Origin of the sequence: Solibacillus isronensis, assembly GCF_900168685.1 — a bacterium.
Classification (GTDB): domain Bacteria; phylum Bacillota; class Bacilli; order Bacillales_A; family Planococcaceae; genus Solibacillus; species Solibacillus isronensis_A.
Genome location: NZ_FVZN01000014.1, coordinates 1,001,438 through 1,028,412 on the forward strand (window position 1 = coordinate 1,001,438; position 26,975 = coordinate 1,028,412).

General features: G+C 40.5%; 27 protein-coding genes. 25 read left to right on the forward strand and 2 right to left on the reverse strand.

The genetic code is table 11. The annotated features are described in order from the left end of the window. Positions 1–166: 166 nt before the first annotated feature. On the forward strand, positions 167–589 hold the full coding sequence (locus B5473_RS13490; protein ID WP_079525997.1) for a universal stress protein: 423 nt from the start codon (positions 167–169) through the stop codon (positions 587–589). Between the two features lie 52 nt (positions 590–641). Here B5473_RS13490 and gdhA read toward each other — a convergent pair whose 3' ends face one another. Continuing rightward, entirely contained in the window at positions 642–2,009 is a 1,368-nt protein-coding gene (gene gdhA, locus B5473_RS13495) for an NADP-specific glutamate dehydrogenase (protein ID WP_079525999.1), read from the reverse strand. 171 nt (positions 2,010–2,180) lie between these two features. Here gdhA and B5473_RS13500 point away from each other — a divergent pair, with 171 nt between their 5' ends. Genes B5473_RS13500 through B5473_RS13510 form a run of 3 tightly spaced genes read left to right on the forward strand, consistent with a single transcriptional unit; the run spans position 2,181 to position 4,333 of the window. Further along, a complete protein-coding gene (locus B5473_RS13500) occupies positions 2,181–2,639 on the forward strand; it encodes a YaiI/YqxD family protein (RefSeq protein ID WP_079526001.1) in 459 nt (152 codons plus the stop codon). Then, positions 2,640–3,968, forward strand: a complete 1,329-nt coding sequence (locus tag B5473_RS13505) for a D-serine ammonia-lyase (RefSeq protein WP_079526003.1) — start codon at positions 2,640–2,642, stop codon at positions 3,966–3,968. A gap of 14 nt (positions 3,969–3,982) precedes the next feature. Next, the gene (locus B5473_RS13510) at positions 3,983–4,333 is read left to right on the forward strand and encodes a DUF4181 domain-containing protein (RefSeq protein ID WP_079526005.1); all 351 of its coding nucleotides are present in this window, start codon (positions 3,983–3,985) and stop codon (positions 4,331–4,333) included. A gap of 41 nt (positions 4,334–4,374) precedes the next feature. Here B5473_RS13510 and B5473_RS13515 read toward each other — a convergent pair whose 3' ends face one another. Next, a complete protein-coding gene (locus B5473_RS13515; RefSeq protein ID WP_079528715.1) occupies positions 4,375–5,196 on the reverse strand; it encodes a squalene/phytoene synthase family protein in 822 nt (273 codons plus the stop codon). 388 nt (positions 5,197–5,584) lie between these two features. On the opposite strand from B5473_RS13515, the gene B5473_RS21110 reads away from it, so the two are divergent. From B5473_RS21110 to yidC, 21 genes are all read left to right on the forward strand, one after another. Further along, positions 5,585–5,716 (forward strand): RAxF-45 family protein, encoded by a 132-nt coding sequence (locus tag B5473_RS21110; RefSeq protein ID WP_303047321.1) that lies wholly within the window; start codon positions 5,585–5,587, stop codon positions 5,714–5,716. Between the two features lie 99 nt (positions 5,717–5,815). Beyond that, positions 5,816–7,429 (forward strand): ribosomal protection-like ABC-F family protein, encoded by a 1,614-nt coding sequence (abc-f, locus tag B5473_RS13520; RefSeq protein ID WP_079526007.1) that lies wholly within the window; start codon positions 5,816–5,818, stop codon positions 7,427–7,429. Then, the gene (locus tag B5473_RS13525) at positions 7,426–7,866 is read left to right on the forward strand and encodes an ASCH domain-containing protein (protein WP_079526009.1); all 441 of its coding nucleotides are present in this window, start codon (positions 7,426–7,428) and stop codon (positions 7,864–7,866) included. Before abc-f ends, B5473_RS13525 begins: the two co-directional genes overlap by 4 nt. Before the next feature lie 231 nt (positions 7,867–8,097). Further along, on the forward strand, positions 8,098–9,999 hold the full coding sequence (locus B5473_RS13530) for an LTA synthase family protein (RefSeq protein WP_079526011.1): 1,902 nt from the start codon (positions 8,098–8,100) through the stop codon (positions 9,997–9,999). 527 nt (positions 10,000–10,526) lie between these two features. After that, positions 10,527–11,645: a thiolase family protein gene (locus B5473_RS13535; RefSeq protein ID WP_079526013.1), complete on the forward strand. Its 1,119-nt coding sequence runs from the start codon at positions 10,527–10,529 to the stop codon at positions 11,643–11,645. Positions 11,646–11,742: 97 nt separating this feature from the next. Then, positions 11,743–12,918 (forward strand): acyl-CoA dehydrogenase family protein, encoded by a 1,176-nt coding sequence (locus B5473_RS13540; RefSeq protein ID WP_079526015.1) that lies wholly within the window; start codon positions 11,743–11,745, stop codon positions 12,916–12,918. Positions 12,919–12,986: 68 nt separating this feature from the next. After that, the gene (locus B5473_RS13545) at positions 12,987–14,180 is read left to right on the forward strand and encodes a thiolase family protein (protein WP_079526017.1); all 1,194 of its coding nucleotides are present in this window, start codon (positions 12,987–12,989) and stop codon (positions 14,178–14,180) included. Positions 14,181–14,471: 291 nt separating this feature from the next. Then, positions 14,472–14,774 (forward strand): hypothetical protein, encoded by a 303-nt coding sequence (locus tag B5473_RS20925; RefSeq protein WP_254865313.1) that lies wholly within the window; start codon positions 14,472–14,474, stop codon positions 14,772–14,774. 54 nt (positions 14,775–14,828) lie between these two features. After that, on the forward strand, positions 14,829–15,740 hold the full coding sequence (locus tag B5473_RS13555) for an SDR family NAD(P)-dependent oxidoreductase (protein ID WP_079526019.1): 912 nt from the start codon (positions 14,829–14,831) through the stop codon (positions 15,738–15,740). A 66-nt stretch (positions 15,741–15,806) separates the two neighbouring features. After that, positions 15,807–16,949 carry an acyl-CoA dehydrogenase family protein gene (locus B5473_RS13560; RefSeq protein WP_079526021.1) on the forward strand — a complete coding sequence of 381 codons (1,143 nt, stop codon included), beginning with the start codon at positions 15,807–15,809 and terminating at the stop codon, positions 16,947–16,949. 54 nt (positions 16,950–17,003) lie between these two features. Continuing rightward, a complete protein-coding gene (locus B5473_RS13565) occupies positions 17,004–17,411 on the forward strand; it encodes an FAS1-like dehydratase domain-containing protein (protein WP_079526024.1) in 408 nt (135 codons plus the stop codon). 11 nt (positions 17,412–17,422) lie between these two features. Then, positions 17,423–17,803: a MaoC/PaaZ C-terminal domain-containing protein gene (locus tag B5473_RS13570; RefSeq protein ID WP_079526026.1), complete on the forward strand. Its 381-nt coding sequence runs from the start codon at positions 17,423–17,425 to the stop codon at positions 17,801–17,803. A gap of 101 nt (positions 17,804–17,904) precedes the next feature. Further along, positions 17,905–18,822 carry a R2-like ligand-binding oxidase gene (locus B5473_RS13575; RefSeq protein ID WP_079526028.1) on the forward strand — a complete coding sequence of 306 codons (918 nt, stop codon included), beginning with the start codon at positions 17,905–17,907 and terminating at the stop codon, positions 18,820–18,822. A 57-nt stretch (positions 18,823–18,879) separates the two neighbouring features. After that, positions 18,880–20,397: an aldehyde dehydrogenase family protein gene (locus tag B5473_RS13580; protein ID WP_079526030.1), complete on the forward strand. Its 1,518-nt coding sequence runs from the start codon at positions 18,880–18,882 to the stop codon at positions 20,395–20,397. Positions 20,398–20,421: 24 nt separating this feature from the next. Next, positions 20,422–21,624, forward strand: coding sequence for an iron-containing alcohol dehydrogenase (locus tag B5473_RS13585; protein WP_079526032.1), 1,203 nt, complete (start codon positions 20,422–20,424; stop codon positions 21,622–21,624). Between the two features lie 75 nt (positions 21,625–21,699). Then, positions 21,700–22,548 carry an AMP-binding protein gene (locus B5473_RS20930; protein ID WP_254865315.1) on the forward strand — a complete coding sequence of 283 codons (849 nt, stop codon included), beginning with the start codon at positions 21,700–21,702 and terminating at the stop codon, positions 22,546–22,548. Between the two features lie 41 nt (positions 22,549–22,589). Continuing rightward, on the forward strand, positions 22,590–23,126 hold the full coding sequence (locus B5473_RS20935; protein ID WP_254865316.1) for a class I adenylate-forming enzyme family protein: 537 nt from the start codon (positions 22,590–22,592) through the stop codon (positions 23,124–23,126). Positions 23,127–23,269: 143 nt separating this feature from the next. After that, positions 23,270–24,031: a 3-hydroxyacyl-CoA dehydrogenase gene (locus tag B5473_RS13595; RefSeq protein ID WP_079526034.1), complete on the forward strand. Its 762-nt coding sequence runs from the start codon at positions 23,270–23,272 to the stop codon at positions 24,029–24,031. Positions 24,032–24,043: 12 nt separating this feature from the next. Next, a complete protein-coding gene (locus B5473_RS13600; protein WP_079526036.1) occupies positions 24,044–24,838 on the forward strand; it encodes an enoyl-CoA hydratase/isomerase family protein in 795 nt (264 codons plus the stop codon). A gap of 76 nt (positions 24,839–24,914) precedes the next feature. Then, the gene (locus tag B5473_RS13605) at positions 24,915–26,027 is read left to right on the forward strand and encodes a CaiB/BaiF CoA transferase family protein (protein ID WP_079526038.1); all 1,113 of its coding nucleotides are present in this window, start codon (positions 24,915–24,917) and stop codon (positions 26,025–26,027) included. A 168-nt stretch (positions 26,028–26,195) separates the two neighbouring features. Continuing rightward, complete coding sequence (gene yidC, locus B5473_RS13610; RefSeq protein WP_079526040.1) at positions 26,196–26,957, forward strand: membrane protein insertase YidC; 762 nt, start codon at positions 26,196–26,198, stop codon at positions 26,955–26,957. Positions 26,958–26,975 lie beyond the last annotated feature (18 nt).

The window sequence follows — 26,975 nt, forward strand, 5'->3', positions numbered from 1 at the left end:
CTCCAAAAGTAATTTCAAATTTATTATAACACGAATAATTTTATGATAATAATATAAAAATGTTCGTATTTTGAAGAAAGACGTCTAACCTTTAATATGTTATGCCCTTTGTTACCAGTGTAATGGTAACATTTGTTATACTAATTTTAGACAAGGAGTGATTTAGATGCTAAAAACGTATAATAATATTGTTGTAGCAATAGACTTTTCAGAAAAAGCAAAAATTGCTTTTGAACGCGGTATGAACGTTGCTCGATTGACGGATGCGACATTGAATTTAGTGAGTGTAATTGATACACATTCATTCGGATCAGTGGAAGCATATGATTTAAAGTATGCAAAAGCTCTAAAGGAAAAAACTTACGATCAGTTAAAGGAATACAAGGTTATCGCTGAACAGGCCGGCGTTAAAAATGTACAAGTATCCGTAGAAGAAGGGTCGCCGAAAGCAGTATTGACGAACTTGACAGAAGCCGATTTAATCATTATCGGAGCAACTGGTTTAAACCGTGCGGAACGCTTCCTGCTCGGTTCAGTATCGGAGAATGTTGTTCGCAGCGCCAATTGTGATGTTCTCGTAGTACGTTAAAAAAATAAACCCGCAATGCTCCTTATTCGAAGGAAATTGCGGGTTTTGTTAATTAATATACGCCTTCTACAAGCATACCGTTCGCAACTTTAATGAAACCGGCAATGTTAGAGCCGACAACTAAATTGCCTTCATAGCCATATTTCTTCGCTGCATCCGAACTTTCTTTGAAAATTGATTTCATAATACCGTGAAGTTTTTCATCAACTTCTTGGAAAGACCAGTAGTTACGGCCGGAATTTTGAGCCATTTCAAGTGCAGATACGGCAACACCGCCTGCATTTGCTGCTTTACCAGGGCCAAATAATACATCGCTTGCTAAAAACTCATTGATTGCATCTAAATTCGATGGCATATTTGCACCCTCTGCAACAACTTTTACGCCATTAGCAATTAAAGTCCGGGCCTGTTCACCGTTAATTTCATTTTGAGTTGCACATGGAAGAGCGATATCACATGGAATTGTCCAGATACCGTCACAGCCTTCTGTATAAAGCGCATTTGGACGATAATTTACATATTCTTTAATACGCTTCCCTTCAACTTCTTTTAACTGTTTAACAATCTTTAAATCAATGCCTTCCGGATCGTAAATGTAACCTGCAGAATCGGAGCAGGCAACTACTTTTGCTCCAAAATGCTGAGCTTTTTCAATTGCATAAATTGCTACATTACCAGATCCTGAAACGACTACCGTTTTTTCGTTAATTGAAAGTTTTGCGTCACGCAACATTTCTTCTACAAAGTATACTAAACCGTATCCTGTTGCTTCTGTACGCGCCAGTGAACCGCCGTAGCCAGGTTTTTTACCTGTTAATACACCTGCTTCATATGCACCTCGGATTCGCTTATATTGACCCCATAAAAAGCCGACTTCACGTGAACCTACACCAATATCTCCGGCCGGAACATCGACATCCGGACCGACATAACGGTATAATTCTGTCATGAATGCTTGGCAGAAGCGCATAATTTCTGCATTTGATTTACCTTTTGGATTAAAGTCGGAACCGCCTTTACCGCCGCCGATCGGTTGACCAGTTAAAGCGTTTTTGAAAATTTGTTCAAAGGCTAAAAATTTCATAATTGATTCGTTTACAGTAGGATGGAAGCGTAAACCACCTTTATATGGCCCGATAACGTTATTATATTGAACACGGTACCCACGGTTTACTTGAACTTGGTTTTGATCATCTTGCCAAGCTACACGGAAAGAGATGATTCTGTCCGGCTCAACGATACGTTCTAAAATATTATGTTGAATGTATTCAGGATGTTGTTCGAATACAGGCACTAAAGAAATGAAAATTTCTTCCGCTGCTTGTAAGAATTCTGACTGATGTACGTTCTTAGTTTTTAATTTTTCAAACACTCCATCAACATATTGCTGTGCGTTGCTCGTTGTTGTCATTGTCGTCATGTTAATACCCCCAAATGGATTAATACGTATACATTAGTATGAATTATCTAACAATTCAATTATATTTTATGTAACACCACTGTGTGAAATCGATGTTAAAAAAGAGAAAACGTTTTCAAGTATTATATCGATATAATAATTTGGAGTTGCTTTTGGAAAGGATGATGAACTATTTTACAACTATTAATTGATGCAGATGCATGCCCGGTTGTTGATTTAGCGCTGTTTATTTCATCTCGTTATGAGATAAGACCAATCTTGTTCTGCGATACATCACATCGAATCGAACGAGAAGGTGCAAAAACAATTATTGTCGACAAGGGACCAGATTCAGTTGATTTTAAGCTTCTAAGTGTCTTAAAGCGAGGAGATATTGTCATAACAGGTGATTATGGCCTTGCCGCAATGTGTATAGCAAAAGGTGGAATTGTGGTCAATCATAACGGGAAAGAACTGACGTCTGACAACATAGATCAACTGTTGGCTTTTCGATTTGAAAGTGCGAAAATAAGACGTGCAGGGGGTCGTACGAAAGGTCCCAAAAAGCGCACGGAAGAAAATAATTTGGCTTTTGAAACGAAATTTCGACAAATTTGTGAACGTGCGATTTTTGAGAAGGAGGAATCATAAATGAATCAGCAAATCTTAAATTTAGATGAATTAAAAGAGCGCTTTCCGTTAATTGAAAAGCTGCACTCTGAACAATATGTATTTTGGGAAAATGAAAATATAGCTAAAGAAAGGCAAGTATCTGACCGAGTGACACCTGATATGATTCAAGACGCAGAAAATAGATTGAAGCGTTTTTCTTCTTATATAAAGGTCGCATTTCCAATCACGAAATTTTCAGACGGCATTATTGAATCGGAATTAAGAGAAATTGCTGCGATGAAAAAACTTATAGAAGGGCGTCGCGGTTTTAATATTCCCGGCAAATTAATGCTTAAATGTGATCATGCATTACCGATCGCCGGTTCGATTAAAGCGCGTGGCGGTATATACGAAGTGTTAAGCCATGCTGAAAAGCTGGCAATCGATGCAGGTTTGATAACAGAACAAGATGATTATGCAAAATTCCATAGTGAAGAATTCAGGGAGTTTTTTAGCAAGTATAAAATAGCCGTCGGGTCAACGGGGAATTTGGGTCTGAGTATCGGTATTATTAGCGCACAGCTCGGTTTCCAGGTGACTGTGCATATGTCGATTGAGGCAAAAGAGTGGAAAAAAGAACTGTTGCGTGAAAAAGGGGTGGAAGTAATCGAATACGAATCCGATTACACTTCTGCCGTGGAAAACGGCCGCCAAGTAGCAGAAGAAGATCCTGCTTGTCACTTCGTTGATGATGAGAATTCAATCGATCTGTTTCTGGGATACTCGGTAGCGGGATCTCGCCTGAAAGACCAGCTTCAGCAAGCGAAAATTAAAGTCGATGCGAAACACCCGTTATTTGTTTATTTGCCTTGTGGGGTTGGGGGAGCGCCCGGAGGAATTGCCTACTCATTAAAACAAATATACGGCGAACATATTCATATTTTCTTTGCAGAACCATTTGCATCACCATGTATGCTTCTAGGCTTGATGACAGGCATGCATGACAAAATCAGTGTGAATGATATTGGTTTGTCCAACAAGACAGAAGCTGACGGATTGGCGGTAGGGCGTCCTTCAAGATTTGTCGGAACATTGATGGAATCCGTAATTAGCGGATGTTATACTGTGGATGACAGCTTTTTATTTAGAAGTTTAAAAGGTATGTTTGAGACGGAAAACATTTTTATGGAACCTTCAGCACATGCAGGTGTGTATGGTCCGATTGAATTAATGATGCAGGGGACTTCGTACATTCAAAAGCATGGGCTTACAGACAAAATGGAAAACGCCACACATATTATTTGGTCAACAGGCGGCGATCTAGTGCCTGAAGAATTAAGACAGCAATATTTACAATCAGAGATATAGAAGGGAAGTCGCTTGTGTTAATTGTAGTAGTCATCATTGCATTTTTTGGAGCAGGTTTACTCGATTTAAACTTACGCAAAAAATATAACATCCCAAAAAACGAGAAATTTATGGATCAGTATGTGGGGATTTGGCATTTCGTCTTGGAAGTCCTCCTATGCCTCATGTTTTTATCGTATGTAACTATTAATCAATTTGACGAAAAAACATTATATTCAGTATTGTTTGCGTTCATTATGATTTTATTTATAATCCGTGGGCTATTGGAGTTTTGGTTTAGAAAAGAAAAGCGTCGTCATATAATTTCATTTACTTATGTAGTGCTTTGTGCAATTTGCAGTATCGCAATTGCCATTATTATGTAAGAAAGAAGTGTGTTGTGGGGTATCCCTCAACACACTTCTTTTTAGTCTACCTGGATTTCTTCTACTGTTGCTTCAACTTCTGAGCGGGACATTTTTTCTCGTCCTTCTCTCATCGCCTGTAATGTTTTATGAGCCAATGCTAAAGGCAGTCTGCAGAACAGTTTGATTGAACGCTTATCTAAATCCTTCATGTAAAGGTCAGCCTTAGCCAAGTTTTCCTCGGCATAAGCAAATAGTTCAGCCCGCGTCCAGCCATCCGGAACGAAGCTTACACCGCGCTCATCCAAATCTTCCTGCTCATTTCGTAAAATGTTTACTGCCTGTAAGCCTCGACCATAGCCAATTGCCAGCTCGCGGTCCGTTTTCGTACCGGCGCTCCATTCCCAAAGCTCCGAAAGCATGACACCGACTAAACCAGCCACATAATATGTATAGTCGTCCAAGTCTTCTTTCGTATGCACCTGCCAGTTTGCAAGTGCCCATTTTGCCATTCCTTCTGCCATTTCGCTCGTAGCAGAAGTGACAATCGGGAATGCTCCTTGAGGACAAACTTCCAGCCAATCAGCAAGACGCAGTGTCACTTCAGGCATTTTATTCTTTACAGGAGCCAGTGCATCAAGATAAGCATCATTATCAAAGGTAGGGGCTTTCAATAAGTCCGCCACTTTTAATAATGTCGCATTTTTCATTTCATTGGAAACATCTTCATGATCTTCAATTTCATCAATTGCCCGCATCGCTAAATATGCAGCAGCAACCGTTAATTTTAATTCTTTATCTAAAAAAGTAATGGGGATATAAAATGTACGGCTCGTCTCTTTTAAAACGCGCATCGCATCTTTTTGTAAAGCTTTATTCGACATAAGGAAAACTTCCTCCATTCTAAATTGCATCCACCTCTTATCGTAACGCAAATTTGTAAAAAGGGAAAATAAAAGTTCCGGCTTTTGAGGATTTGAGGTGGGGAATGAAAAGCAGGAAGAGAGGGGTATTAGAATACCTGGGCTAAAAAGTGGAACAGGTGGAACGAAAAGTAGAATGTTCGAGTGTGAAAGTGGAATATTGCACCCGGAAAGTAGAACGAATTCATAATAAAGTAGAAAGTGCGTGGAGAAATAGAGCATCGAGTATCAAAAGTGGAACAATGCGAAAAGCAGAACGCCACCCAAAAAACATACGCATTTCCAGTATGTACATATTAATTGAAATATGGTAATATTAGAACAATTCAAATGGACGGAGGTGAACGGAATGAAGAAGTTAGCGATCGAGACAGGTGTGAAAGTGGATACAGCTATGTATTTTGCACGTGTCATTACTTTTAAATTTGGGTCTGACGGGATAGGTGTGCCCTTTTTTAGACAATTTAAAAATAATGCGTAGCTAATTAACTTCATTCTTTTCACCAATACTGAAAAGGCTGCTCTTGTTAATGAGCAGTCTTTTTGTTTTTTTTAGCTGCGCCAGTGGAGGCGTAGAAATATGCAGTTGAAAGCAGAAAACATAACGAAAATTATCGGTGGCAACACTATTTTTAAGGAACTTTCTTTTGAGGTGAATGCCGGTGAACGTATCGCAATCGTCGGTCGAAACGGCAGCGGGAAAACAACATTATTTAAAGTGCTGGCAAGTATTGAACAGCCGGATGAAGGGCGGATCATAAAATCGAAAGGTCAAACAATCGGCTACTTGCATCAAATTCCTCAATACACGGATCTATCAGTTTTTGATGTATTGTCAAAAGCATTTGCTGAATTACATGATATTAAAGATCGTCTGTCTCAGTTGGAAATGAGGATGGCAACTGATTTATCCGAGAAGATTTTAAATCAGTATGGAAAGCTGCAAGAGCACTATTTAGCAAAGGGTGGCTACGAAATTGAAGCAAAAATTGCATCGATTGCCAATGGACTCGCGATTACAAAACTATTGGAACAATCTTTTCATGCGCTCAGCGGCGGGGAAAAAACAAAGGTAATGCTCGCTCAAATATTACTGCAGCAGCCGGATATTTTGCTGTTGGATGAACCGACAAATCATTTGGATCTTGCTGCAACACAATGGCTTGAAGATTATTTGCAATACTTTAAAGGTACTGTTGTTGTAATCTCGCATGACCGGATGTTTTTAAATAAAATTGTTCAGTATGTGGCAGAAATTGAAGACGGGCAGATTTGGATGAGCAAGGGGAACTATGATCAGTACATTAAAAACAAAGAAGCAAAAATAGCGCAGCAGTTTGCGGCATATGAAGAACAGCAAAAAAAGATTCAGAAGATGAAAGAGGCAATTCGTCGATTACGACAATGGGCGAATGAGGCATCTCCTCCGAATCCCGATCTATACCGCAAAGCGAAAGTAATGGAGAAAATGCTCGCTCGAATGGAAGTTGTCAAAAAGCCAAAAACCGAGCGTCAGATGAATTTACAGCTCAAGGCTGAAGACCGGACCGGAAAAGAAGTATTTATGCTGAAAAACATTTCCCACGGGTATGACCAGGACTTTTTATTTATGGATGTTCAGTTATCGGTACATTATCAAGATCGGATAGCGATTGTTGGGAATAACGGAACGGGAAAATCCACGTTATTAAAAATTCTACTAGGGGAAATGACGCCGGTTGATGGGGATGCAAAGCAAGGAAGCAATTTAAAAATTGGTTATCTGGCACAGCAGTTTGATCAATTTAACGGCAAGCAGCGTCTTATTGATGCATTCCGGGAGCAGGTGTCATTAACGGAAAATGATGCGCGGCATATGCTCGCCAAATTTTTATTCTATGGTCATGATGTATTTAAAAAAGTGGATCAACTAAGCGGCGGAGAAAAAATGAGACTCCGACTAGCTCAATTAATGGTTCAAAAATGCAATGTTCTCGTGTTGGATGAACCGACGAACCATCTTGATATTGAATCGAGAGAAGCGCTTGAAGAAGCATTGGAGAACTTTGAAGGAACTATTCTCGCGATTAGCCATGACCGTTATTTTCTGCAAAAGCTATTTACGAGAACGGCATGGCTGGAAAATCAGCAGCTTACCGTTCATGAAGGTCCATTTGAATGGGCACAGTCGAAACAAAGGGGGTTAGGCAAATGAATCAAATCGAAGCATATTGGGGGCATTTTTGTGATTCGGAAGGTATACAAAATATTCATTATAAAGAAGCATTTCAATTTGGTGAAAAAGCAGATTTGCTTGCAGGACTTGTAGTGGATGGCATTAAAGCAGCAACTTGTTCAAGCTTTCCGTTGTATGAACTAGAAGGGGAAAGTTTGCCTGAAGTGGGGGATTACCAGATTGTTTTAAACAGTCTGGATGAACCGGTTGCGATCATACAATCTTATTCTATTGAAATTTACCCATTCCATGAAGTACCGGTTGATTTTGCCTTGGCAGAAGGAGAAGGTACCTATGAGGAATGGAAGGAAGCGCATGTCGCGTTTTTCAGCAGAGAACTTTCCAAACAGGGCCTGGCATTTACCGAAGAAATGCTGACAGTTTGTGATCGCTTTAAAAAAGTTTTTCCTAAATAAAGATTAGAAAGCTGCAATATTAATAGCTAAACTTATACAAAATGGAGGAATTTGCTTACGCAATCCTCCATTTTTTCACTGCTTTCGTTCAAAATCAATACTTCTTGGCAACAATTGCTATCAAAAATCGTTACATAATAGTTGCATAGGTTAATGTTTTTTTGATATATTGATTCTTGTTTTTCTAAATAAAAAAAGGAAAACGTCTTGAATAGAAAGAGTGATTACAAGGTGAAAAACTTAGTAAAAAATAAAAGCTTATTAAACAATTTTCCAGGGATTTTCGTTCTTGCTGTTTTAATGCTCTGGGCGAAAACTTATATTACACAAGTGTCCCAGTTTAAATTGGGTGTAGAGGGACCACTTCAACAGTTTCTTTTATTAATTAACCCATTAGGCTCTGCGGTACTATTTTTAGCAGTTGCTTTTCTGTTTAAAAGAAAAAGAAGATTGACTGCATTGATCATCATTTATTCATTGATGACATTTTTATTATTTGCAAATGCTGTATATTATCGTTTCTTCAGCGATTTTATTACGCTTCCAACAATCTCACAAACACAAAATTTCGGAGATTTAGGCGGCAGTGTTTTAACATTATTAAAACCGACTGATTTATTATTTTTTGTGGATATTTTCGTATTGATATATATTCGTTTTTCAAAGAGAATTAATTTCCAATCCGGCAAAGTCGGATTCAAAATGCCTGCAGCTGTTATAGCAGCGGCAATCGTATTATCAATTGTCAACTTGCAATTAGCGGAAGCTGACCGCCCGGATTTATTGAGCCGTGGCTTTGACCGCAGTTATATCGTGAAATATTTAGGTATGTACAATTATACAATTTATGATTCTGTTAAAACATTTGAAGCATCTTCAGAACGTGCTTCAGCAGACAGCAGTGATATTGCGGAAATTATTAACTTTACAAATTCATTTTCAGCCCAGCCAAACGAGAAGTACTTTGGTAAAGCGAAAGATATGAATGTGATTTATTTGCATCTGGAATCCATGCAGTCATTTTTAATCGATTATGAGCTTGAGGGCGAACAAGTAACACCGTTTTTAAATTCATTAGTTAAAAATGAAAACACAATGTATTTCGATAACTTTTATCATCAAACAGCGCAGGGGAAAACTTCCGATGCTGAATTTATGTTAGAGAATTCATTATTCGGATTGCCACAAGGTTCAGCCTTTATTACGAAAGGTCAAAATACGTTTGAAGCCGCACCATCGTTATTGAAAGACTATGGCTATACATCAGCCGTGTTCCACGGAAATAACGGCAGCTTCTGGAACAGAAATATTATTTACAACCAATTTGGCTATGACGAATTTTTTGACGAAAGTTCATATGATACTTCCGATCCGAAAAACATGGCCGAGTACGGCTTAATGGATAAACCATTTTTCGAGCAGTCGGAAAGCATGCTTGAAACATTGCCGCAGCCATTCTATACAAAATTCATTACGGTTGCCCATCACTTCCCCTACAAGATCGACCAGGATTTAGCGACGATCGGTAAGGCGACAACAGGTGATGCGAGTGTCGATAATTATTTCCAGACAGCTCGTTATGCCGACGAAGCGATTGAACAGTTCTTTGCGTATTTAAAAGAATCCGGTCTTTATGAAAATACAATGATTGTAATGTACGGAGACCATTACGGAATTTCCGATAACCACAATAAAGCGATGGAACAAATTATTGGTGAAGAAGTTACACCTGTTGTAAATGCAGATTTACAGCGTGTACCGTTATTTATTCATGTGCCGGGAATGGAAGGCGGCGTTAACCATACGTATGGTGGACAAATAGACCTTCTTCCGACAGTACTGCATTTACTAGGTGTTGAAACGAAAAACAACATCCATTTTGGGACAGACCTACTTTCTGAAGAGCATAGCGAAATTGTTCCGTTTAGAAACGGTAATTTTGTCAGCCCTACGATCTATTCATTGGATGGCAAATACTATGATTCAAAAACAGGCGAAGAGCTCGATGAATCAAAAGTGGAAACAGCAGATAAATTAAAAGCGATGGTAGAAGAAAAACTTCACTATTCCGATAAAGTTGTAAATGGAGATTTATTGCGCTTCCATTCCAAAGACGGAAGCATAAAAGAGTAAGTAGAACAGTTTAAAATTTTTCTCAGGCATCATCTAATTTGATTAATTCAAATGGATGATGCCTTTTTATTATGACTTAAAAAATAATTAACAAAGATTCTATTGAAAAAAATACTTTTCAAAATACATTGAAATAGTCATGAAACTCTATCACTTTCATAATAAGTCACTATCAGGTATGAAGTTCGATTTACATATAAAACCATGCTTTTCTTCTGTTAATTACCTTCTGAGATGAAGTATTAACTTATTCTGAAATTTTAAATGAAATCGTAAATTGTTATTAAAGCAATAACAATTAACGTAGTAAGTGTGAATTTTACTATTTAAAAGTACTAATTTGGTGAGAATATTTTCAATGCACAATTTATATAAATTAAGAGACAGATCATTAAATGCTTAATAGGTTGTAATCTTTTTGTATAAGCAACATATAGTGTTTTTTGGGAAAGCGAAATGGTTTAGAGATTTTAGAAGGCGATCTAAATGATTCGCCAACACCCAATATATTAAGGGGGAATGAGTGAATGAGAGAAGCCGTAATCGTCGCTGCTACACGAACACCGGTAGGAAGAAGAAATGGTGTATTAGCAGAAGTACGGGCAGATGATTTAGCTGCAGATGTACTGGAGGATGTAGTAAAACGTGCGGGAATAGAAAAGGCCCTTGTGGAGGATGTTATTTTTGGCTGTGTTACCCAAACATTGGAGCAAGGCGGAAATATCGCAAGAATTGCTGCATTGATGGCAGGCTTTCCGATCGAAGTGCCCGGTGTAACGATTGACCGGCAATGCGGCTCAAGTTTACAGGCGGTTCATTTTGCGGCACAAGCGATTATTGCAGGCGATATGGATATTGTAATCGCAGGTGGTATCGAAAGCATGAGCCGTGTACCGATGGGATCAAATATGGAGGGCACGCGCAAAAGTGACCGTATCAAAAAATATGAACTGATTCACCAAGGATTATCCGCAGAGCGTATTGCTGAACAATGGCAGCTAACAGAGCAGGAAATCAATGAATATTCTGTGCTGAGCCAGCAGCGCGCCATTCAGGCAATTGAATCAGGTTATTTTGATGAAGAGATTGTAGCGATCGGTGATGTTGAGACAGATGAAGGTCCAAGACCGGGAACGACCGTCAAAGTTTTGCAAGGTTTACGAAAGTTGTTTAAAGAAGACGGATTTATTTCTGCAGGAACTTCATCACAAATGAGCGATGGTGCATCTGCAGTACTCATTATGTCGAGTGAAAAAGCGCAGGAACTCGGTGTGAAACCGATGGCGAAAATCATCTCGCGTACTGTCGTAGGTTCTGACCCGACACTTATGTTGACAGGTCCAATTGAAGCGACAAAACGTGTCCTTGAAAAAGCAAACTTAACAATTGATGATATGGATACGTATGAAGTGAACGAAGCTTTTGCACCTGTACCGATTGTTTGGGCAAAAGAGCTTGGTGCAGATTTGGAAAAGCTGAATCCCGACGGTGGTGCGATTGCGTTAGGTCATCCACTTGGCGCAACAGGAACTAAATTATTAACTACGATGCTTTACCGCATGGAGCGTAATAACCAACGCTATGGCTTACTTGCGATTTGTGAAGGAATGGGCATGGCCAATGCAACAATTATTGAGAGACTTTAAATAAAACTCTATTCATATTTTATAAAATTACGAAAAGATATGTAATCGCTTTCAATATGTAAGGTATTAAAAATATGACGAAGAGAGAGTGAAATAAATGAATAAAACATTAGCGAAATCTAGAAAAGAGTCTCGTACATTTTTTAATAATGATCATATTATGTTCCGGGAATCTCTTAGAAAATTTGTGGAAAAAGAGATTGAACCTTATTTTACACAATGGGAGCACGATCGCATCGTTCCGCGTGAATTATGGACAAAGTTAGGCAGTCAGGGATTTTTATGTCCGAGTGTAGAGGAAAAGTACGGCGGAATGGGCTTGGACTTTATTTTTGATATTGTTTTATCTGAAGAATTATCAAAAGTCGGTGGCGGTTTAAGTGGAATTGGACTGCATAGTAATGTCGTAACGCCGTATATCACTTCTTTTGGAACAGAAGAGCAGAAGATGAAGTATCTTCCGAAGTTTGTAAGCGGTGAATGGATTTCAGCCATTGCAATGACAGAACCGGGTGCAGGGTCTGATTTACAGAAAATGACGACGACTGCAATTAAAGATGGCTCCGACTATATAGTAAACGGTCAAAAAACCTTCATTACGAATGGGATTCTTTCCGATGTCATTATCATTGCTTGTAAAACAGATCCTAAAGCTGTACCTGCACATAACGGGGTAAGCTTACTGATTATTGAAAGAGGGATGGAAGGTTTCTCCCGCGGCAGAAAATTAGACAAGGTTGGCATGCATAGCCAAGATACAGCAGAACTTATTTTTGAAAATGTACGAGTTCCGGCAGAAAACCTCCTTGGTGAAGAAGGAAAAGGTTTCTTGTATTTAATGCAAAAATTGCAGCAAGAACGCCTTCTGACAGCAGTAGGGGCAATTACCGCTGCAAAAGATATGCTCGACTTAACGCTGCAATATGTTAAAGAGCGGGAAGCGTTTGGTAAACCGATTGGTAAATTCCAAAATACACAATTTACACTTGCTGAAATTGCCACACAAGTACAAATCGGCCAAACATTTGTCGATGATTTGATCATTCGTCATTTAGAAGGACAGGATATTGTGACGGAAGTATCAATGGCCAAATGGTGGATAACGGATATGGCACGGAAAATTTCGGTAGAATGTATGCAATTACATGGCGGCTACGGCTATATGGAAGAATACAAGATTGCGAGACGATTCCGCGATATTGCAGTTACACCAATTTTCGCCGGCTCCAATGAAATTATGAAAGTCATTATTGCCAAAAATTTAGGACTGTAATGGATCCGAAACTACTTCATCAAGTTTAAGCACATGATATGTACTATGAATTTATGAGGTGAGATGAAATGAAAAATGCCGTAATAATAGACTCTGTACGTACAGCAGTCGGTCGCATGGGCGAGACATTAAAAGATGTGGAGGTAGATTATCTTGCGGCAAAAGTGTTGGATGAAATTACCGTCCGTACCGGAATCGATAAGAGTAAGATCGATGAAGTCATTATTGGACAAGCGAAGCAAAGTACAGATTCGCCTAATCTGGCCCGCTTAGCCCTTTTACGTGCAGGTTTTCCGATTGAAATTACTGGCTATACCGTTCACCGACAGTGCGGATCAGGTCTGCAGGCGATGAATAGCGGCGCCCAGCAAATTATGTGTGGACTGTCCGATATTATTATTGCTGGCGGAGCTGAAAGCATGAGCACAGCACCGTATTATTTGCGTAATGTTCGTTACGGTTACGGAGCAGGAAACGGTGAAATTCTTGATTCTAATACGGAAAGTCAGCCCCGTGCCCAGCCGATTGAAACATATGGCGCATTAACAATGGGGATGACTGCTGAGAACTTGGCTGTGAAATATTCGATTTCCCGAAGTGAACAAGATGAGTTCGCCTTAAGAAGCCAGGAAAATGCGAAAAGAGCGATCGAATTGGGATCGTTCATGGATCAAATTGTCCCATTTGAAGTGAAGATGAAAAAGGGAACCGTCGAATTTAAAGTAGACGAGCATCCAAGGAAAACAACATTTGAAAAACTATCACAGCTAAAACCTGTTTTTAAAGAAAATGGCACAGTAACTGCTGGAAATACTAGTGGTCGTAATGATGGGGCAGGTGTAATCATGCTAATGTCGGAAGAAGCGGCTGCACAGTATGATAAAAAACCTAAAGCGAAAATCATTGCGCAGGCTGTTGCAGGGGTTTCGCCTGAAATTATGGGAATTGGCCCTGCGCCGGCAACTAGAAAAGCATTGAAAATGGCGAATTTAACACTCGATCAAATCGGGTTAATTGAACTAAACGAAGCCTTTGCAGCTCAATCTTTAGCCGTCATTAAAGAACTCGGCATGGACATAAACCGAGTCAATGTCAATGGTGGTGCAATCGCGCTAGGTCATCCAATTGGAGGTACAGGCGGTGTACTAATGACAAAGCTGCTTCATGAAATGGAAAGACGCGGAGAAAAATACGGTTTAGTTACTTTCTGTATCGGCGGCGGACTTGGTATTACAACGATTGTTGAAAATCTGCAGTTGTAAATACGGGCCGGAGCAGATCCCACTATACAAAAAAATGTACCACTGCTGAAAAAGCAATCCAGCTTATTGAATCCTCTCAAACAATATTTTTGGCACCGATGTGTAATGAACCTCAAGTACTTGTAGAAGAAAAAGTCACGGTTACAAGAGATTTTATCATATACCATCGTTTTAGGTAGTCCGTGTAAATATGCGGATATATCATGTCAACCACACTTTATAATCCGAACATTTTTAAATTCATTCTTATTGAAAAAAGCATAAAAAAATAATCATTGTGATTAAGTTCCTTTGAATTTCTCGGATATCCCCCGGTGGATCAAAGAAGAGGGAATCGATGTTGCACTTATACAGGTTTCAAAGCCAAATGCAGATGGTTTTTGTAATCTCGGTCTCTCGGTAGATGTTGTACAGACATTGATAAAGGAAGCGACGGTCGTAATCGCGGAAGTAAACAGCAATCTCCCATGTACATCCGGTGAAACACTCGTCCATGCATCACTGATTGACTGTTTTGTTCCGTCCGACCGTCCGGTAACCACGATACCAAAAAGTCAACCAGCCACATCCGAAATTCCGTGTTGCTCTAAATGAATTTAAACAATTCGTATAAAGAGAAAATTAGCCAAATAAGAAAGGGTGTTCACTATGTCGAATTTAAAAGATAAAGTTGCAATCGTTACAGGTTCCGGTCGAGGCATTGGACGAGATATTGCCTTACTTCTAGCGAAAGAAGGAGCAAAAGTTGTTGTCAATGATTTAGGAGGAGGATCTGACGGGCAAGGAAATGATACAAAAATTGCAGATGAAGTAGTGCGGGAAATACAGGAACTTGGCGGAGAAGCTGTAGCCAACTATGATTCCGTTGCGGACTATGAATCTGCTTCCAATATTGTAGACACAGCATTATCAAGATTCGGACGCCTGGATATCGTCGTGAATAATGCAGGTATTTTACGTGACCGTATGTTATTTAAAATGAGCGAGGAAGAATGGGATGCAGTTATTGCGGTTCATTTAAAGGGTTCATTCAATATGACGCGAGCAGCATCAACGATTTTTAAGGAGCAAAAAAGTGGGCGCTTTATTCATTTCACTTCCACTTCAGGGTTAATCGGTAATGTTGGGCAAGCCAATTATTCCGCTGCCAAATTAGGAATTGTCGGGTTAAGTAAAAGTACAGCATTGGATATGGCAAGGTATAATGTCACATCGAATGCGATTGCCCCGTTTGCATGGAGTCGATTAATCGGGACAATCCCTGCAGAAACAGAGGATGAAAAAGAGCGCGTAGAAAGATTGAAACAGCTTTCACCGGCTCATATTGCACCATTAGTTGCCTTTTTGGCATCGAATGAAGCTGCCGATATTTCCGGTCAAATATTTGGTGTACGCGGAAAGGAAATTATGGTGTTTTCTCAGCCGCGCCCGATTCGCTCTGTATTCAATGCAAAAGGCTGGTCAGTTGATAGCTTAAGTGCAATTAAAGGGTCGCTTCAATCAAGTTTTACACCGCTTGAAGGTAGTGCACAAGTCTTCCCGTATGCTCCGTTAGTGTAATTGTTTGGACTGCTAAATGGAAGGGAGAGAAAAATGGACTTTTAGCTGCCACCCGATTTAGTTGAGATGAAAAAATCAATTCGGAATTTTATAGATAATGAAGTGGACCCAGTTGCAGATCAGATTGACCGTGAAGACCGAATACCCGAACATATTATGAGAATGTCAAAAGAGATGGGTTTATTCGGTTTAAGCATCCCTGCAGAATATGGCGGTACAGGCATTGATATGGTCGGGAAATGTAGTCTTTTTGAAGAAATCGGCCGTACATCGAACGGATATATGACGGTAATCGGTGCCCACACAGGAATTGGATCTGTCGGGATTGTGGAATTGGGGACAGAAGAGCAAAAGCGAAAATATTTACCACGCATGGCTTCAGGTGACATTATTGGCGCGTTTGCTTTAACTGAAACGACTGCAGGTTCCCATGCAGCTGGTTTAAAAACTACTGCCATTTGTAAAGGGGACAAATATATTTTGAATGGTGCAAAGCAATACATTACGAATGCCCCGATTGCAGGCGTTTTTACAGTGATGGCTGCAACCGATCCAACTAAAGGGGCAAAAGGAATAACTTCATTTCTCGTAGATAAAAGCGCTCCAGGTTTTATCGTCGGGAAAACAGAAGAAAAAATGGGGCTTCGCGGTTCCCATTCGTCCGAAATTTTTTTCGAGGATTGTGAAGTTCCGGCCGAAAATGTGCTCGGTGAAGAAGGGTTAGGATATGTCAATGCTTTAACCATTTTGGCAAATGGGCGTGCTGGGCTCGCAGCAAGAAATTTAGGTTCATCGCAAAAGCTTTTTGAGCTATCCGTGAAATATGCGCATGAGCGTGAACAGTTCGGTAAACCAATTTTCGAACAGCAAATCATTCAACATTACTTGGCGGAAATGGCGTTGGATATCGAAACGTTGAGATCCTTTACGTACAGAGTAGCATGGATGGTAGACCAGGGGATGAACGTCATGAAAGAGGCCGCGATGGCAAAACTTTTAGGTTCGGAAATTTATAATCGCATAGCGGATAAAGCTGTTCAAATTCACGGTGGTCTCGGCTATATGAAGGATTTTCCTGTGGAAAGATATTACCGGGATGCCCGAATTACAAAAATATATGAAGGTACGTCCGAAATTCAAAAAAACATTATTGCAGCTCAAATTCATAAAGACTATTTGAGGAAAGTACCGCCGGCAACAACGAAGTAATTTGAGTTAAATAATCTGAAAATAATGATAAATGAAGTTAAGGGAGGTGATTTTTTGAATACTGGGCTTAAGGAAAAAGTTGGCCTGAAATTAGAATCCTATACCTTTAGAGTTGAAAAAGTAAAAATCAAAGAATTGGCACAAGCGATTGGCGATCTGAAGGAGGAGTATTTAAACGGAGAAGCGGTTCCACCTACATTCCCGACAGTGATTGACTTTTGGGGTGGAGGCGCCTCCTCGTCCGAGTTATTGAATTTAAATATGAAAAAGGTCCTCCACGGTGAGCAGGAGTATGAATATTTCAGGGAGATTGTTCCCGATGAAGAGATTACAGTGCATGGTGTCATTGAAAAAGCATATACAAAAGCGGCGATGAACTTTTTTGTCATACGCAAGGATTATTTGGACAAACAAGGTGAAACGGTTTTAATCAGTCGTTCGACGATTATCGAAAGGCATTAGGGGGTCATTTTATGGAAATCGGTCAGACACTGGAACCTTTACAGAAGGAAGAAATAACGCATACACAGCTTGTTCGTTATGCAGGTGCATCCGGAGATTTCAACCCAATCCACACCGTTGTTCCATTCGCGGAAGCAGCAGGTTTAGGTGGGGTCATTGCTCATGGCATGCTGGTTATGGGATTTGTCGGTCAGGCAATTGGACAATGGTTCGAAGTAAAGGATCTGAAGAGATTCACAACGAGATTTAAAGCTATGACAAGGCCAGGAGAAAGAATAACGGTACAAGGCCGGGTTGTCGATGAAAATGAAATTTGCTGGATTTGTGAGGCGGAAGCAGTTAATGAAGCTGCTGAAGTAAAGGTAAAAGCATTTTTTGAAATAAAAAAATAATTACTTTTACGGTTGTTCTACAGAGAGGACTCGCTACGTAAAATTTGTGATGTTGATTGCTATTTTACAGGAGGATCTCTTTAATAATCACGCAGTTATGGATGAACCGTACAACATTAAAGGGGGAATTAGCAATGAGAGAATATGTAACGACTAAACAGGAAATCAACAAAAATTCACTACCGTATAATCTGTACCAGAAAGCGAAAAAATTCGGAATCTGGAATCCGGTAGATATCGACTTTACCCAAGATAAAGAAGACTGGAAGAAATTAAATGAGGAGCAACAATTAGAGGTACTGACTCAATTTGCTCAATTCATTGGTGGCGAAGAAGCAGTAACGCAAGATATCCTGCCAATGATTATGGCGGTTTCGAAAAAGGGATGGTTCGAAGAGGAATCGTATTTAACAACATTCCTTTTTGAAGAAGCGAAGCATGCGGAGTTTTTCAGTCTGTTCCTGGAAGAAATCGGCGTAACGGAAGATTTGACTCATTTACTTTCACCAGGCTACCGGAAGTTATTTGATGAAACATTGCCGGCAGTGATGGGCAGATTGCTTGAAGATCAATCACCGGAAGCGATGATCGATGCTGCGGTTACTTACAACATTTTCGCGGAAGGTGTTTTGGCCGAAACAGGTTACTGGTTCTTCCATGAAGCTCTATCAAGAGCAAATCTGTTCCCGGGGTTTATTTCAGGAATTAGAAACGTAAAGCGTGACGAAGGACGTCATATTGGTTTCGGTACATTCCTCATTCAGCGCTTAATTAGTGAAAATCCGGAACTGGAGCTGTTTGAACGCGTACAACAAAGGCTGCAGGAGCTGTTACCAATTGCGATGATGTTAACGGAAAGAAAAGAAGGCGAAGTAGTAACAAGCCTTGGCATCGAACGAGGGAAATCGATGGAATTTGCAATGAAGCAATTGCAGGCACGTCTGACAGTTCTTTCCCGAGCAAAAGGAAAGACTTTAGAAGAAATCTATAATACGGACATTGCTTTAGAGGAAGTATAGGAAGTAAACATTCAGATGCTGTAACTAAACGGTTTGCTATTTAAAGGGGGATGAAAGATGACGACAGACGTACAGGTAAAAATCTTTCCGCAGTTTATCAATGGGGAGTGGACACCACCAGCTTCAGGTGAATTTTTTGATGTAATCAATCCGGCTACATCAGAAGTCGTGGCGAAAGTATCAAAAGGAAACCAGGAAGATGTGAATAAGGCGGTTCAAAATGCGAAAGAAGTTTTTGAATCGGGTGTCTGGTCAGGGAAAACGCAGGCGGAGCGTGCACAAATCATGCTGCAATTTGCGGGGAAAATCAGAGAGCATGCCCAGGAGATAATATTTTTGGAGGGTATTAGTACGGGTGCGACACTTCGTAAACTGGGTGGCGCGGATATCCGACAGTTAATACTTTCTCTTACTCAAACAGCGGATTTATCGTTGAAATATGAAGCCGTGACAGCGCTTCCTGTTAATGAGCAGCTCGGTCCCAACCGAAGCTTACTCGTTCGCGAACCACTCGGTGTAGTAGCTGCGATCACACCATTTAATTTCCCGTTAGTTTTAGCGATGTGGAAAATCGCACCGGCAATTGCGATGGGGAACTCCATCATTATTAAGCCGGCTTCAAATACACCATTAGGTACATTGAAGCTTGCACAATTAGCAGTTGAAGCAGGTATTCCACCAGGGGTAATCAATGTCATTACTGGTCCTGGAGCTGAAGTTGGTGATGCACTTGTCACACATCCGGATGTATCGAAAGTGGCGTTTACTGGATCTACCGAAGTAGGCAGAAAAATTATGGCGCAAGCTGCAGGTACTGTAAAGAAAGTGACGCTTGAGCTTGGAGGGAAAGCACCTGCAATCGTACTTCCGGATGTAGATCTCGAAGTGGCGATTCCGGGAATTCTGCTCGGTGTATTTTTCCATTCCGGGCAAGTATGTGAAGCGAGTACACGTCTCATCGTCCATGAATCCATTTATGATATCGTCGTGCAACAACTCGTTGAAACAACGAAGAAAATTAAACTAGGCCAGCCGCTTGATATGACGACTGGAATGGGGCCGGTTATCTCTGAATCACAGATGAATAAAATCCTCGATTATATTCAGTCGGGCATTGATGAAGGTGCAAGGCTAGTATGCGGTGGTAAACGGGCAACAGGTCCAGGGCTGGATTACGGGTATTTCATCGAGCCGACAATCTTCGCAGATGTAACAAATGATATGAAGATTGCGAGAGAAGAAATCTTTGGTCCGGTATTATGCGTCATTAAATATTCTACAGAAGAAGAAGCTATCGCCATCGCAAATGATACAGAATACGGATTATCAGGTGGTGTCTGGGGTCGTGATGTGACGAAAGCAAATGAAATTGCTACGAAAATAAATGCAGGAACAGTTTGGATCAATGACTGGCACATTTTCCGTACAGATGCTCCATTCGGCGGCTATAAACAAAGCGGTTTAGGTCGTGAACAGGGGGCTCAAGTGTTTGATGACTACACAGAGCTTAAAAATATTTGCACGTCCTTAACGACGGAAAATGCGCAGCGCCCAGCATTAGGTTTAATCTTTTAATCGAAAAAAGAATGGAGAGATACGATGAAAACGACTTCCTATTTTGAATTCACGCATCGCCCTGAAATCCGAAGTGGTGCAGGTTCACATATTTTAGTGCCGGATTTAATTCAAGGGTTAGGCGGAAAGCGCCCTGTTCTTTTTTCGGACAAAGGACTAACAGATGCCGGATTAACGCAAAAAATCAAAAGCTTATTTGATATGGTACCCGGCATAAAGCTTGCTGGTGTATTTGATGATATTCAGCAAGATGCGAAATCAAGCAATATTAACAGAGGTCTGAAGTATTTTAAAGAATGCAATGGCGACTCCATTATTGCTATTGGCGGAGGCAGTGTTTTAGATACGGCTAAAACAATTAAATGGGCCCTTTATAATGGAGTGAATCAAGTTGAATATATCCTAACCGGGAATGTTTTGGAAGTATGGCCGGATGCAAATCCATTCGGTATTCCACATATTTCGATACCGACAACTGCTGGAACAGGTGCTGAAATTTCAAGTATTTCCGTTGTGTTCAATGAAATGCTGAATTTGAAATGCAACTTAATGAATCCGTATTTATGTTCGGACATTGCGGTTTTAGATCCTGATTTAACGGTCGGTTTACCACCAAGAGTAACAGCATTTACCGGTATGGATGCACTGACACATGCTGTAGAAGGATTTTTCTCAACAAAATCCACGAATTTCTCGGATGCATTTGCGCTGCATGCTGCAAAAATCATCGTCGAAAATTTAACTACAGCAGTGCATGATGGGAAGAATGTTGCGGCGCGTGCAAATATGCTTCAGGCGAGTGCAATGGCTATCACAAGCTTCCAGGCGGCGATGGCCAATATACCAATCCACAATATAGCCCATACGTATGGTGCAAAATACGGCATTCCGCATGGATTGGCAAATGCAGTTCTCATGCCAAGTGTCATGAAAAACATGCCCAACATGTATTTACCGAAAGTTAATGCATTTGCTTCTGCATTAGGGGTCATTCCGAATGCAGAAAATCCGCAAGAAACATTGGATGAGTGCATCAATGTAATAGTTGACTTGAGAAATGCAGTAAATCTGCCGCCAAGCTTTGACGAGTTTAATATTGATGCGGCAGATATTCCGCAACTTGTGCCTGCTGTTCAAAACGATCCGTCGTCTTTAAGTTTCCGTATTCCGGATGACATCATTGTAAACGTTTCTAAAGAAGTAATCAGTTCTAAAGTAAGTATTTAATTTAAAGAAAGCGCTCTTGAGGAGGGGGGAATCCTCCTTTCCTTTGACGATAATTTGATAGTAGGAGGTTACATTATGAACATTGTTGAATTGCTTACTTCAACAACTTCTCGTTTGCCAGATCAACCTGTCATCCACTTCAAAAGGGCTCAACTTACTTATAAAGAATTGCAAGACAAAGTTTACAATATCGCTGCAGGATTAAAAGAACAAGGTGTCACAAAAGGTACAAATGTGGCGTTAATGATGACCAATCGTCCGGAATATATTATTACGTATTTTGCTGTTTTAGCAAATGGAGGTACGGTCGTTCCGATCAACCCGACATTTAAAGAGCAGGAAGTTACGTATATCGTTAACGATGCTGAAGTTGAATTATTAATTATCGAAGATGCGTGTAAACCGGTTATTGAAAACGCAATGGCTCAAATGAAAACAGTCAAAGCAATTATTAATTACAGTGATACACCTGATGAACAATTTTTATCATGGCATCAACTGGATACATCCGCTTCTATTACAGAAATTGTCCCCCTACATGAATCTGACGTCGCACAAATTATCTACACTTCCGGAACGACCGGAAATCCGAAAGGCGCCATGATTACACACGGAAATTTAAACTGGATGGCGATTACAGCAGCCGTCTACAATCAGTTAGTTCCGAGTGACCGTGTACTATGTGTATTACCATTGTTCCATGCCTATGCAAAACTTCAAGGCTTCCTTGCACCGATTGCTCACGGCTGTGCGATTTATTTAGAGGAACGGTTCCACCCGGTAGAAACATTAAAAGCGATTGCCGAACATGAAATTACAATATTTTTAGGTGTTCCGACAATGTATGCCTTTTTTGCCCAAGTTCCTCATTTAGTAGAACAGCTGGACTTCTCGAAATTACGCACAGCCGGTTCTGGTGGCTGACAACACATCGAAGTTTACCGAAAAAAGTCAATTCTGTCGGCATGCCGTTACCGGGGATCGATTTGAAACTAATCGATCCGGAAGGCAATGAAGTGGCCAATCATGAAGTAGGCGAGATTTTATTTAGAGGACCGAACATGATGAAAGGCTACTACAAAAAGCCGGACGAAACCGCAAATACAATTAGGGATGGCTGGTTGTATACAGGGGACATGGCGTACCGCGATGAAGAAGGCTATCACTTTATCGTTGACCGTAAAAAAGACATTATCATTCGGGGCGGATTTAATATTTACCCAAGGGAAATAGAGGAACTGCTGTATCAGCATACGGCTATCGTAGAATGCTCTGTGATCGGAAGGCCGGACCCGTTTTTTGGTGAAAAGACGGTTGCGTATGTTGTATCGAAAGACACCGATCTTACAGAAGAAGATATTCGAGACTACTGCAAAGTAAAACTTGCCGAATACAAAGTACCGGATTATGTAAGTTTTATCGAAGAAATTCCGAAGTCGGGAACAGGTAAGATTTTAAAGACAGCACTGAAAAACTTGGATAAGAATGCACTGCCTAAATAAAAAGCGGTCGGTTGGTCGGAGTTCTTAAACTTCAGTACATGAACTAGAACGCAGATCATGCGGTTATGGACGAGTCGCGAATTGTATATGTCCAGAAATGGCAAATAGGTTAAAGATTGAACACGAATAAGGAGGGATTAATAATGAATTTTGACCAAAAGGCAATTATCGTTACGGGTGGAGGATCAGGGTTAGGTGAAGCGACTGCAAGAAAGATTGCAGCTGCTGGAGGCTATCCGATCATTTTGGATTTAAATGAAGAAAAGGGTCAAGCGGTTGCTGAAGAAATAAATGGCCTATTTTATAAAACGAATGTTGTGAAGGAAGAAGATGTACAGGCAGCGATTAACGGTGCCGTAGAAAAGTACGGTTCGATCCAGGGTGTCGTAAACTGTGCCGGTCTTGGTACTTCTACACGTGTAGTAGGCAGAAAAGGTATATTTCCATTAGATGAATTTAACTTTATTATTCAAGTTAATTTAGTCGGTACATTTAATGTCATCCGTTTAGCGGCAGCTGCCATGATGACAAATGAACCGAATGAACACGGGGAACGCGGGGTTATTGTAAATACAGCTTCTGTAGCGGCATTCGATGGACAAATCGGCCAGGCTGCCTATTCTGCATCTAAAAGTGGAATTGTAGGAATGACATTGCCGATCGCAAGGGACCTGGCAAGCTATGGCATCCGGGTTATGACGATTGCACCGGGAATTTTTGATACACCTTTAATGAACAGTGCACCTGAAGCGCTTAAGGAAGCGTTAGGAAAACAAATTCCATTCCCATCCCGTTTAGGTGAAGCGGATGAATATGCACATTTAGTAAAGGCCATTTTTGAAAATCCAATGTTAAACGGTGAAACAATTCGACTCGATGGTGCGATTCGCATGGCCCCACGATAAGGAGGATAACGGATGAATCTTGAAACAATGACGATAGAAAAATTAGATTACGGAGTACACGTTGTAACAATTAATAACCCGCCAGCCAATACATTAAATGCGGGAATTCAACAGGACTTATTGCAGCTGATTGAAGAAGTTGAGAAAACTCCGGAAATCCGTTCCATTGTGTTCAAATCGGCCAACCCGAAAATCTTCATAGCAGGTGCTGACCTGGGTGCAATGGGCAGTTCTGATGAAAACGTGGATTTTGCCGAAAGCTCAAAACATGTGCAGGATATTTTCAATCGGCTGGAAGCATTAAGGGTACCTACAATTGCTGCAATTAATGGCCATGCATTAGGTGGCGGTTGTGAATTCGTACTTGCATGCGATTTCCGGATTATGGGTGCCGGCACAATTGGATTAACGGAAGCATCATTGGGCTTATTGCCTGGTGCTGGCGGCACACAGCGAATGACAAGGTTAGTAGGCGGAGCAAAAGCACGCGAATTGATGTATTTTTGCAAACGTTTAAAAGCTGAAGAAGCGGCAGCAATCGGCTTAGTTACAGAAGCGGTAGCTCCGGAAGAGTTGGAAGAAAAAGCAATTGCATTCGCAAATAAGCTTGCCCAAAGTGCGGTAGGAGCAATCGGGCTTATTAAAGAGAGTATTTTGGCCGCAGAAGAATTGCCGTTAGAACAAGGGTTATTAGTTGAACGGGAAGCCTTTGCGAAAACATTTACTACAGGGGAAGTAAATGAAGGCATCCGCGCGTTCTTTGAGAAACGCCCTCCGAATTTTTTAAAGCCCGTTACAAATCAATAAACAGGACAATTGGGGGCCGTGTTGAAAGTTCAGCTTTCAGTACGGCCTTAATTTATTATGAAAGGATGAAGAGGTAATGTTGTTAAAAGGATTAAAAGTATTGGATTTCTCTACATTATTGCCAGGTCCGTTTGCGACGATGATGCTGGCGGATCTCGGAGCGGAAGTGGTCCATGTCACAAAACCGGTAGAAGAAGGCAGGCAATGGGGACCGGACGAGTACTTGCAGCGCTCTAAAAAATCGCTGGCGGTTGATTTGAAATCACCGGAAGTTGTCGCATCTTTAAAGGAGCTCTTAAAGGAACAGGAATACGATATTGTTGTTGAACAGTTCCGCCCTGGCGTGATGGCGCGGCTTGGTCTCGATTATGAAACATTAAGAGCGATCAATCCTGGCTTAATTTACTGTTCCATTACTGGCTATGGTCAGACAGGCCCGTACAGTGAACGCGGCGGGCATGATATTAACTATGTAGCTTTGTCCGGGCTGCAAGGTTATTCAGGCACAAAAGAAAATGGCCCGGCTAATATCGGGTTTCAGGTGGCTGATTTGGTTGGAGGATCAATGCATGCGGTAATCGGTATTTTATCGGCAGTCATTTATCGTGAAAAGACAGGGATAGGACAGCATCTAGATATTAGTATGACGGATTGTGCTTTAACGTTAAACGCCTTATTTGCCCATGATTATTTAGCGGAAGGAAAACCGCTTGTGCGTGAAGAGCTCGTCTTAAACGGGGGATCATTGTACGGTTATTATGAAACGTTGAATGGTCGGTACCTTTCTGTCGGCAGTCTGGAACCGAAATTCAGGCAGCATTTATGTCAGGCGATCGGATCCCCGGATTTACTTCGATTAGCAATGAGTAATAAACCGGATGATACAGCATTGCTGAAAGAACAGCTGCAAAGTACTTTTAAGCAAAAGACATTGGAAGAATGGCAATCTATTTTCTCCGAAGTAGATGCTTGTGTGGAGCCGGTATTGACCTTTGAAGAAACGGTTGCACATCCACTTTTCAAGGAAAGGGAAATGTTTGTGGAAATAGCAAAGCCGGACGGAACTACACAAAAACAGATTGCATGTCCGATTAAGTCCAATCTTTTCAAGGCTTCTTATGGGACAATCGGGGTTAAAGCAGGGAAACATAATGAAGAAATATTGGGGGATCTGGTAAAGAAATCATAGGGAAGGGTAACTTGCTGAAGCAGAAAATAGATTGAAATATATAAAAAATATTAAGTTTTATTACGTTCATATTAAAAAAACTTAACATTTATAAGAGTAATTACTGTTCTTTTTTTGAAAAATATTTTAAGATATAAACGAATTACAAGATTGTTGAGCAGGTGAACTATGAAAAACTTAAAACTTAGTGTTTTCCTTCTAACCGTTCCACTTTTACTGGCAGGCTGTGAAAGTGTTGAAAACAAAGAAGGCTTCTTCTATTCAACATTTGTACGTCCGATGGATTGGACGTTAAACACATTTGGTGAATTATTTAACGGCAGCTATGGTTTAGCTATTATTGCGATTATTTTAATTATTCGTCTCGTACTAATGCCGTTTATGCTTAAAACTTACCGCAGTCAAGCTACAATGAAAGTGAAAATGGATTTAGTCCGTCCGCAAATGGAGGATATCCAGACACGTTTAAAAGCAGCAAAAACTCCGGAAGAAAGAATGACGGTTCAGCAGGAAATGATGTCGCTTTACAAAGAACATAATATTAATCCGTTAAATATGGGCTGCCTACCAGCGCTTATACAAATGCCGATTATTATGGGCTTATACTATGCGATATTATATTCGACTGAAATTAAAACACATTCATTCCTATGGTTTGACCTTGGCTCTACAGATATTTGGATGACTGCCATTGCAGGTGTCGTTTATTTTGTACAAGCAAAAGTATCGCTTCAAACCGTACCAGAAGCTCAGAAGAACCAAATGAAACTGATGATTTACGTATCTCCAATTATGATTGTCATTATTTCATTGTCTTCGATGGCTGCACTTCCACTGTACTGGGCAGTCGGAGGGTTATTCTTAATTGTCCAAACCTTCATTGGACGCAAATTTTTCTCAAACGTTCCTGAAACTAAGGGAAATGAATAAATGCAAGTTATGCCGCTG

Excerpts from the sequence above, each read along its gene's own strand:
- B5473_RS13555 (WP_079526019.1), top strand. The coding sequence starts at position 14,829 with ATGTCGAATTTAAAAGATAAAGTTGCAATCGTTACAGGTTCCGGTCGA.
- yidC (WP_079526040.1), top strand. The coding sequence starts at position 26,196 with ATGAAAAACTTAAAACTTAGTGTTTTCCTTCTAACCGTTCCACTTTTA.
- B5473_RS13535 (WP_079526013.1), top strand. The coding sequence starts at position 10,527 with ATGAGAGAAGCCGTAATCGTCGCTGCTACACGAACACCGGTAGGAAGA.
- B5473_RS13585 (WP_079526032.1), top strand. The coding sequence starts at position 20,422 with ATGAAAACGACTTCCTATTTTGAATTCACGCATCGCCCTGAAATCCGA.
- B5473_RS13595 (WP_079526034.1), top strand. The coding sequence starts at position 23,270 with ATGAATTTTGACCAAAAGGCAATTATCGTTACGGGTGGAGGATCAGGG.
- B5473_RS13525 (WP_079526009.1), top strand. The coding sequence starts at position 7,426 with ATGAATCAAATCGAAGCATATTGGGGGCATTTTTGTGATTCGGAAGGT.
- B5473_RS13540 (WP_079526015.1), top strand. The coding sequence starts at position 11,743 with ATGAATAAAACATTAGCGAAATCTAGAAAAGAGTCTCGTACATTTTTT.
- gdhA (WP_079525999.1), bottom strand. The coding sequence starts at position 2,009 with ATGACGACAATGACAACAACGAGCAACGCACAGCAATATGTTGATGGA.
- B5473_RS13580 (WP_079526030.1), top strand. The coding sequence starts at position 18,880 with ATGACGACAGACGTACAGGTAAAAATCTTTCCGCAGTTTATCAATGGG.
- B5473_RS20930 (WP_254865315.1), top strand. The coding sequence starts at position 21,700 with ATGAACATTGTTGAATTGCTTACTTCAACAACTTCTCGTTTGCCAGAT.
- B5473_RS13575 (WP_079526028.1), top strand. The coding sequence starts at position 17,905 with ATGAACCGTACAACATTAAAGGGGGAATTAGCAATGAGAGAATATGTA.
- B5473_RS13605 (WP_079526038.1), top strand. The coding sequence starts at position 24,915 with ATGTTGTTAAAAGGATTAAAAGTATTGGATTTCTCTACATTATTGCCA.
- B5473_RS13505 (WP_079526003.1), top strand. The coding sequence starts at position 2,640 with ATGAATCAGCAAATCTTAAATTTAGATGAATTAAAAGAGCGCTTTCCG.
- B5473_RS13515 (WP_079528715.1), bottom strand. The coding sequence starts at position 5,196 with ATGTCGAATAAAGCTTTACAAAAAGATGCGATGCGCGTTTTAAAAGAG.
- B5473_RS20935 (WP_254865316.1), top strand. The coding sequence starts at position 22,590 with ATGCCGTTACCGGGGATCGATTTGAAACTAATCGATCCGGAAGGCAAT.
- B5473_RS13570 (WP_079526026.1), top strand. The coding sequence starts at position 17,423 with ATGGAAATCGGTCAGACACTGGAACCTTTACAGAAGGAAGAAATAACG.
- B5473_RS13560 (WP_079526021.1), top strand. The coding sequence starts at position 15,807 with ATGAAAAAATCAATTCGGAATTTTATAGATAATGAAGTGGACCCAGTT.
- B5473_RS13600 (WP_079526036.1), top strand. The coding sequence starts at position 24,044 with ATGAATCTTGAAACAATGACGATAGAAAAATTAGATTACGGAGTACAC.
- B5473_RS13490 (WP_079525997.1), top strand. The coding sequence starts at position 167 with ATGCTAAAAACGTATAATAATATTGTTGTAGCAATAGACTTTTCAGAA.
- B5473_RS13545 (WP_079526017.1), top strand. The coding sequence starts at position 12,987 with ATGAAAAATGCCGTAATAATAGACTCTGTACGTACAGCAGTCGGTCGC.
- abc-f (WP_079526007.1), top strand. The coding sequence starts at position 5,816 with ATGCAGTTGAAAGCAGAAAACATAACGAAAATTATCGGTGGCAACACT.
- B5473_RS21110 (WP_303047321.1), top strand. The coding sequence starts at position 5,585 with ATGAAGAAGTTAGCGATCGAGACAGGTGTGAAAGTGGATACAGCTATG.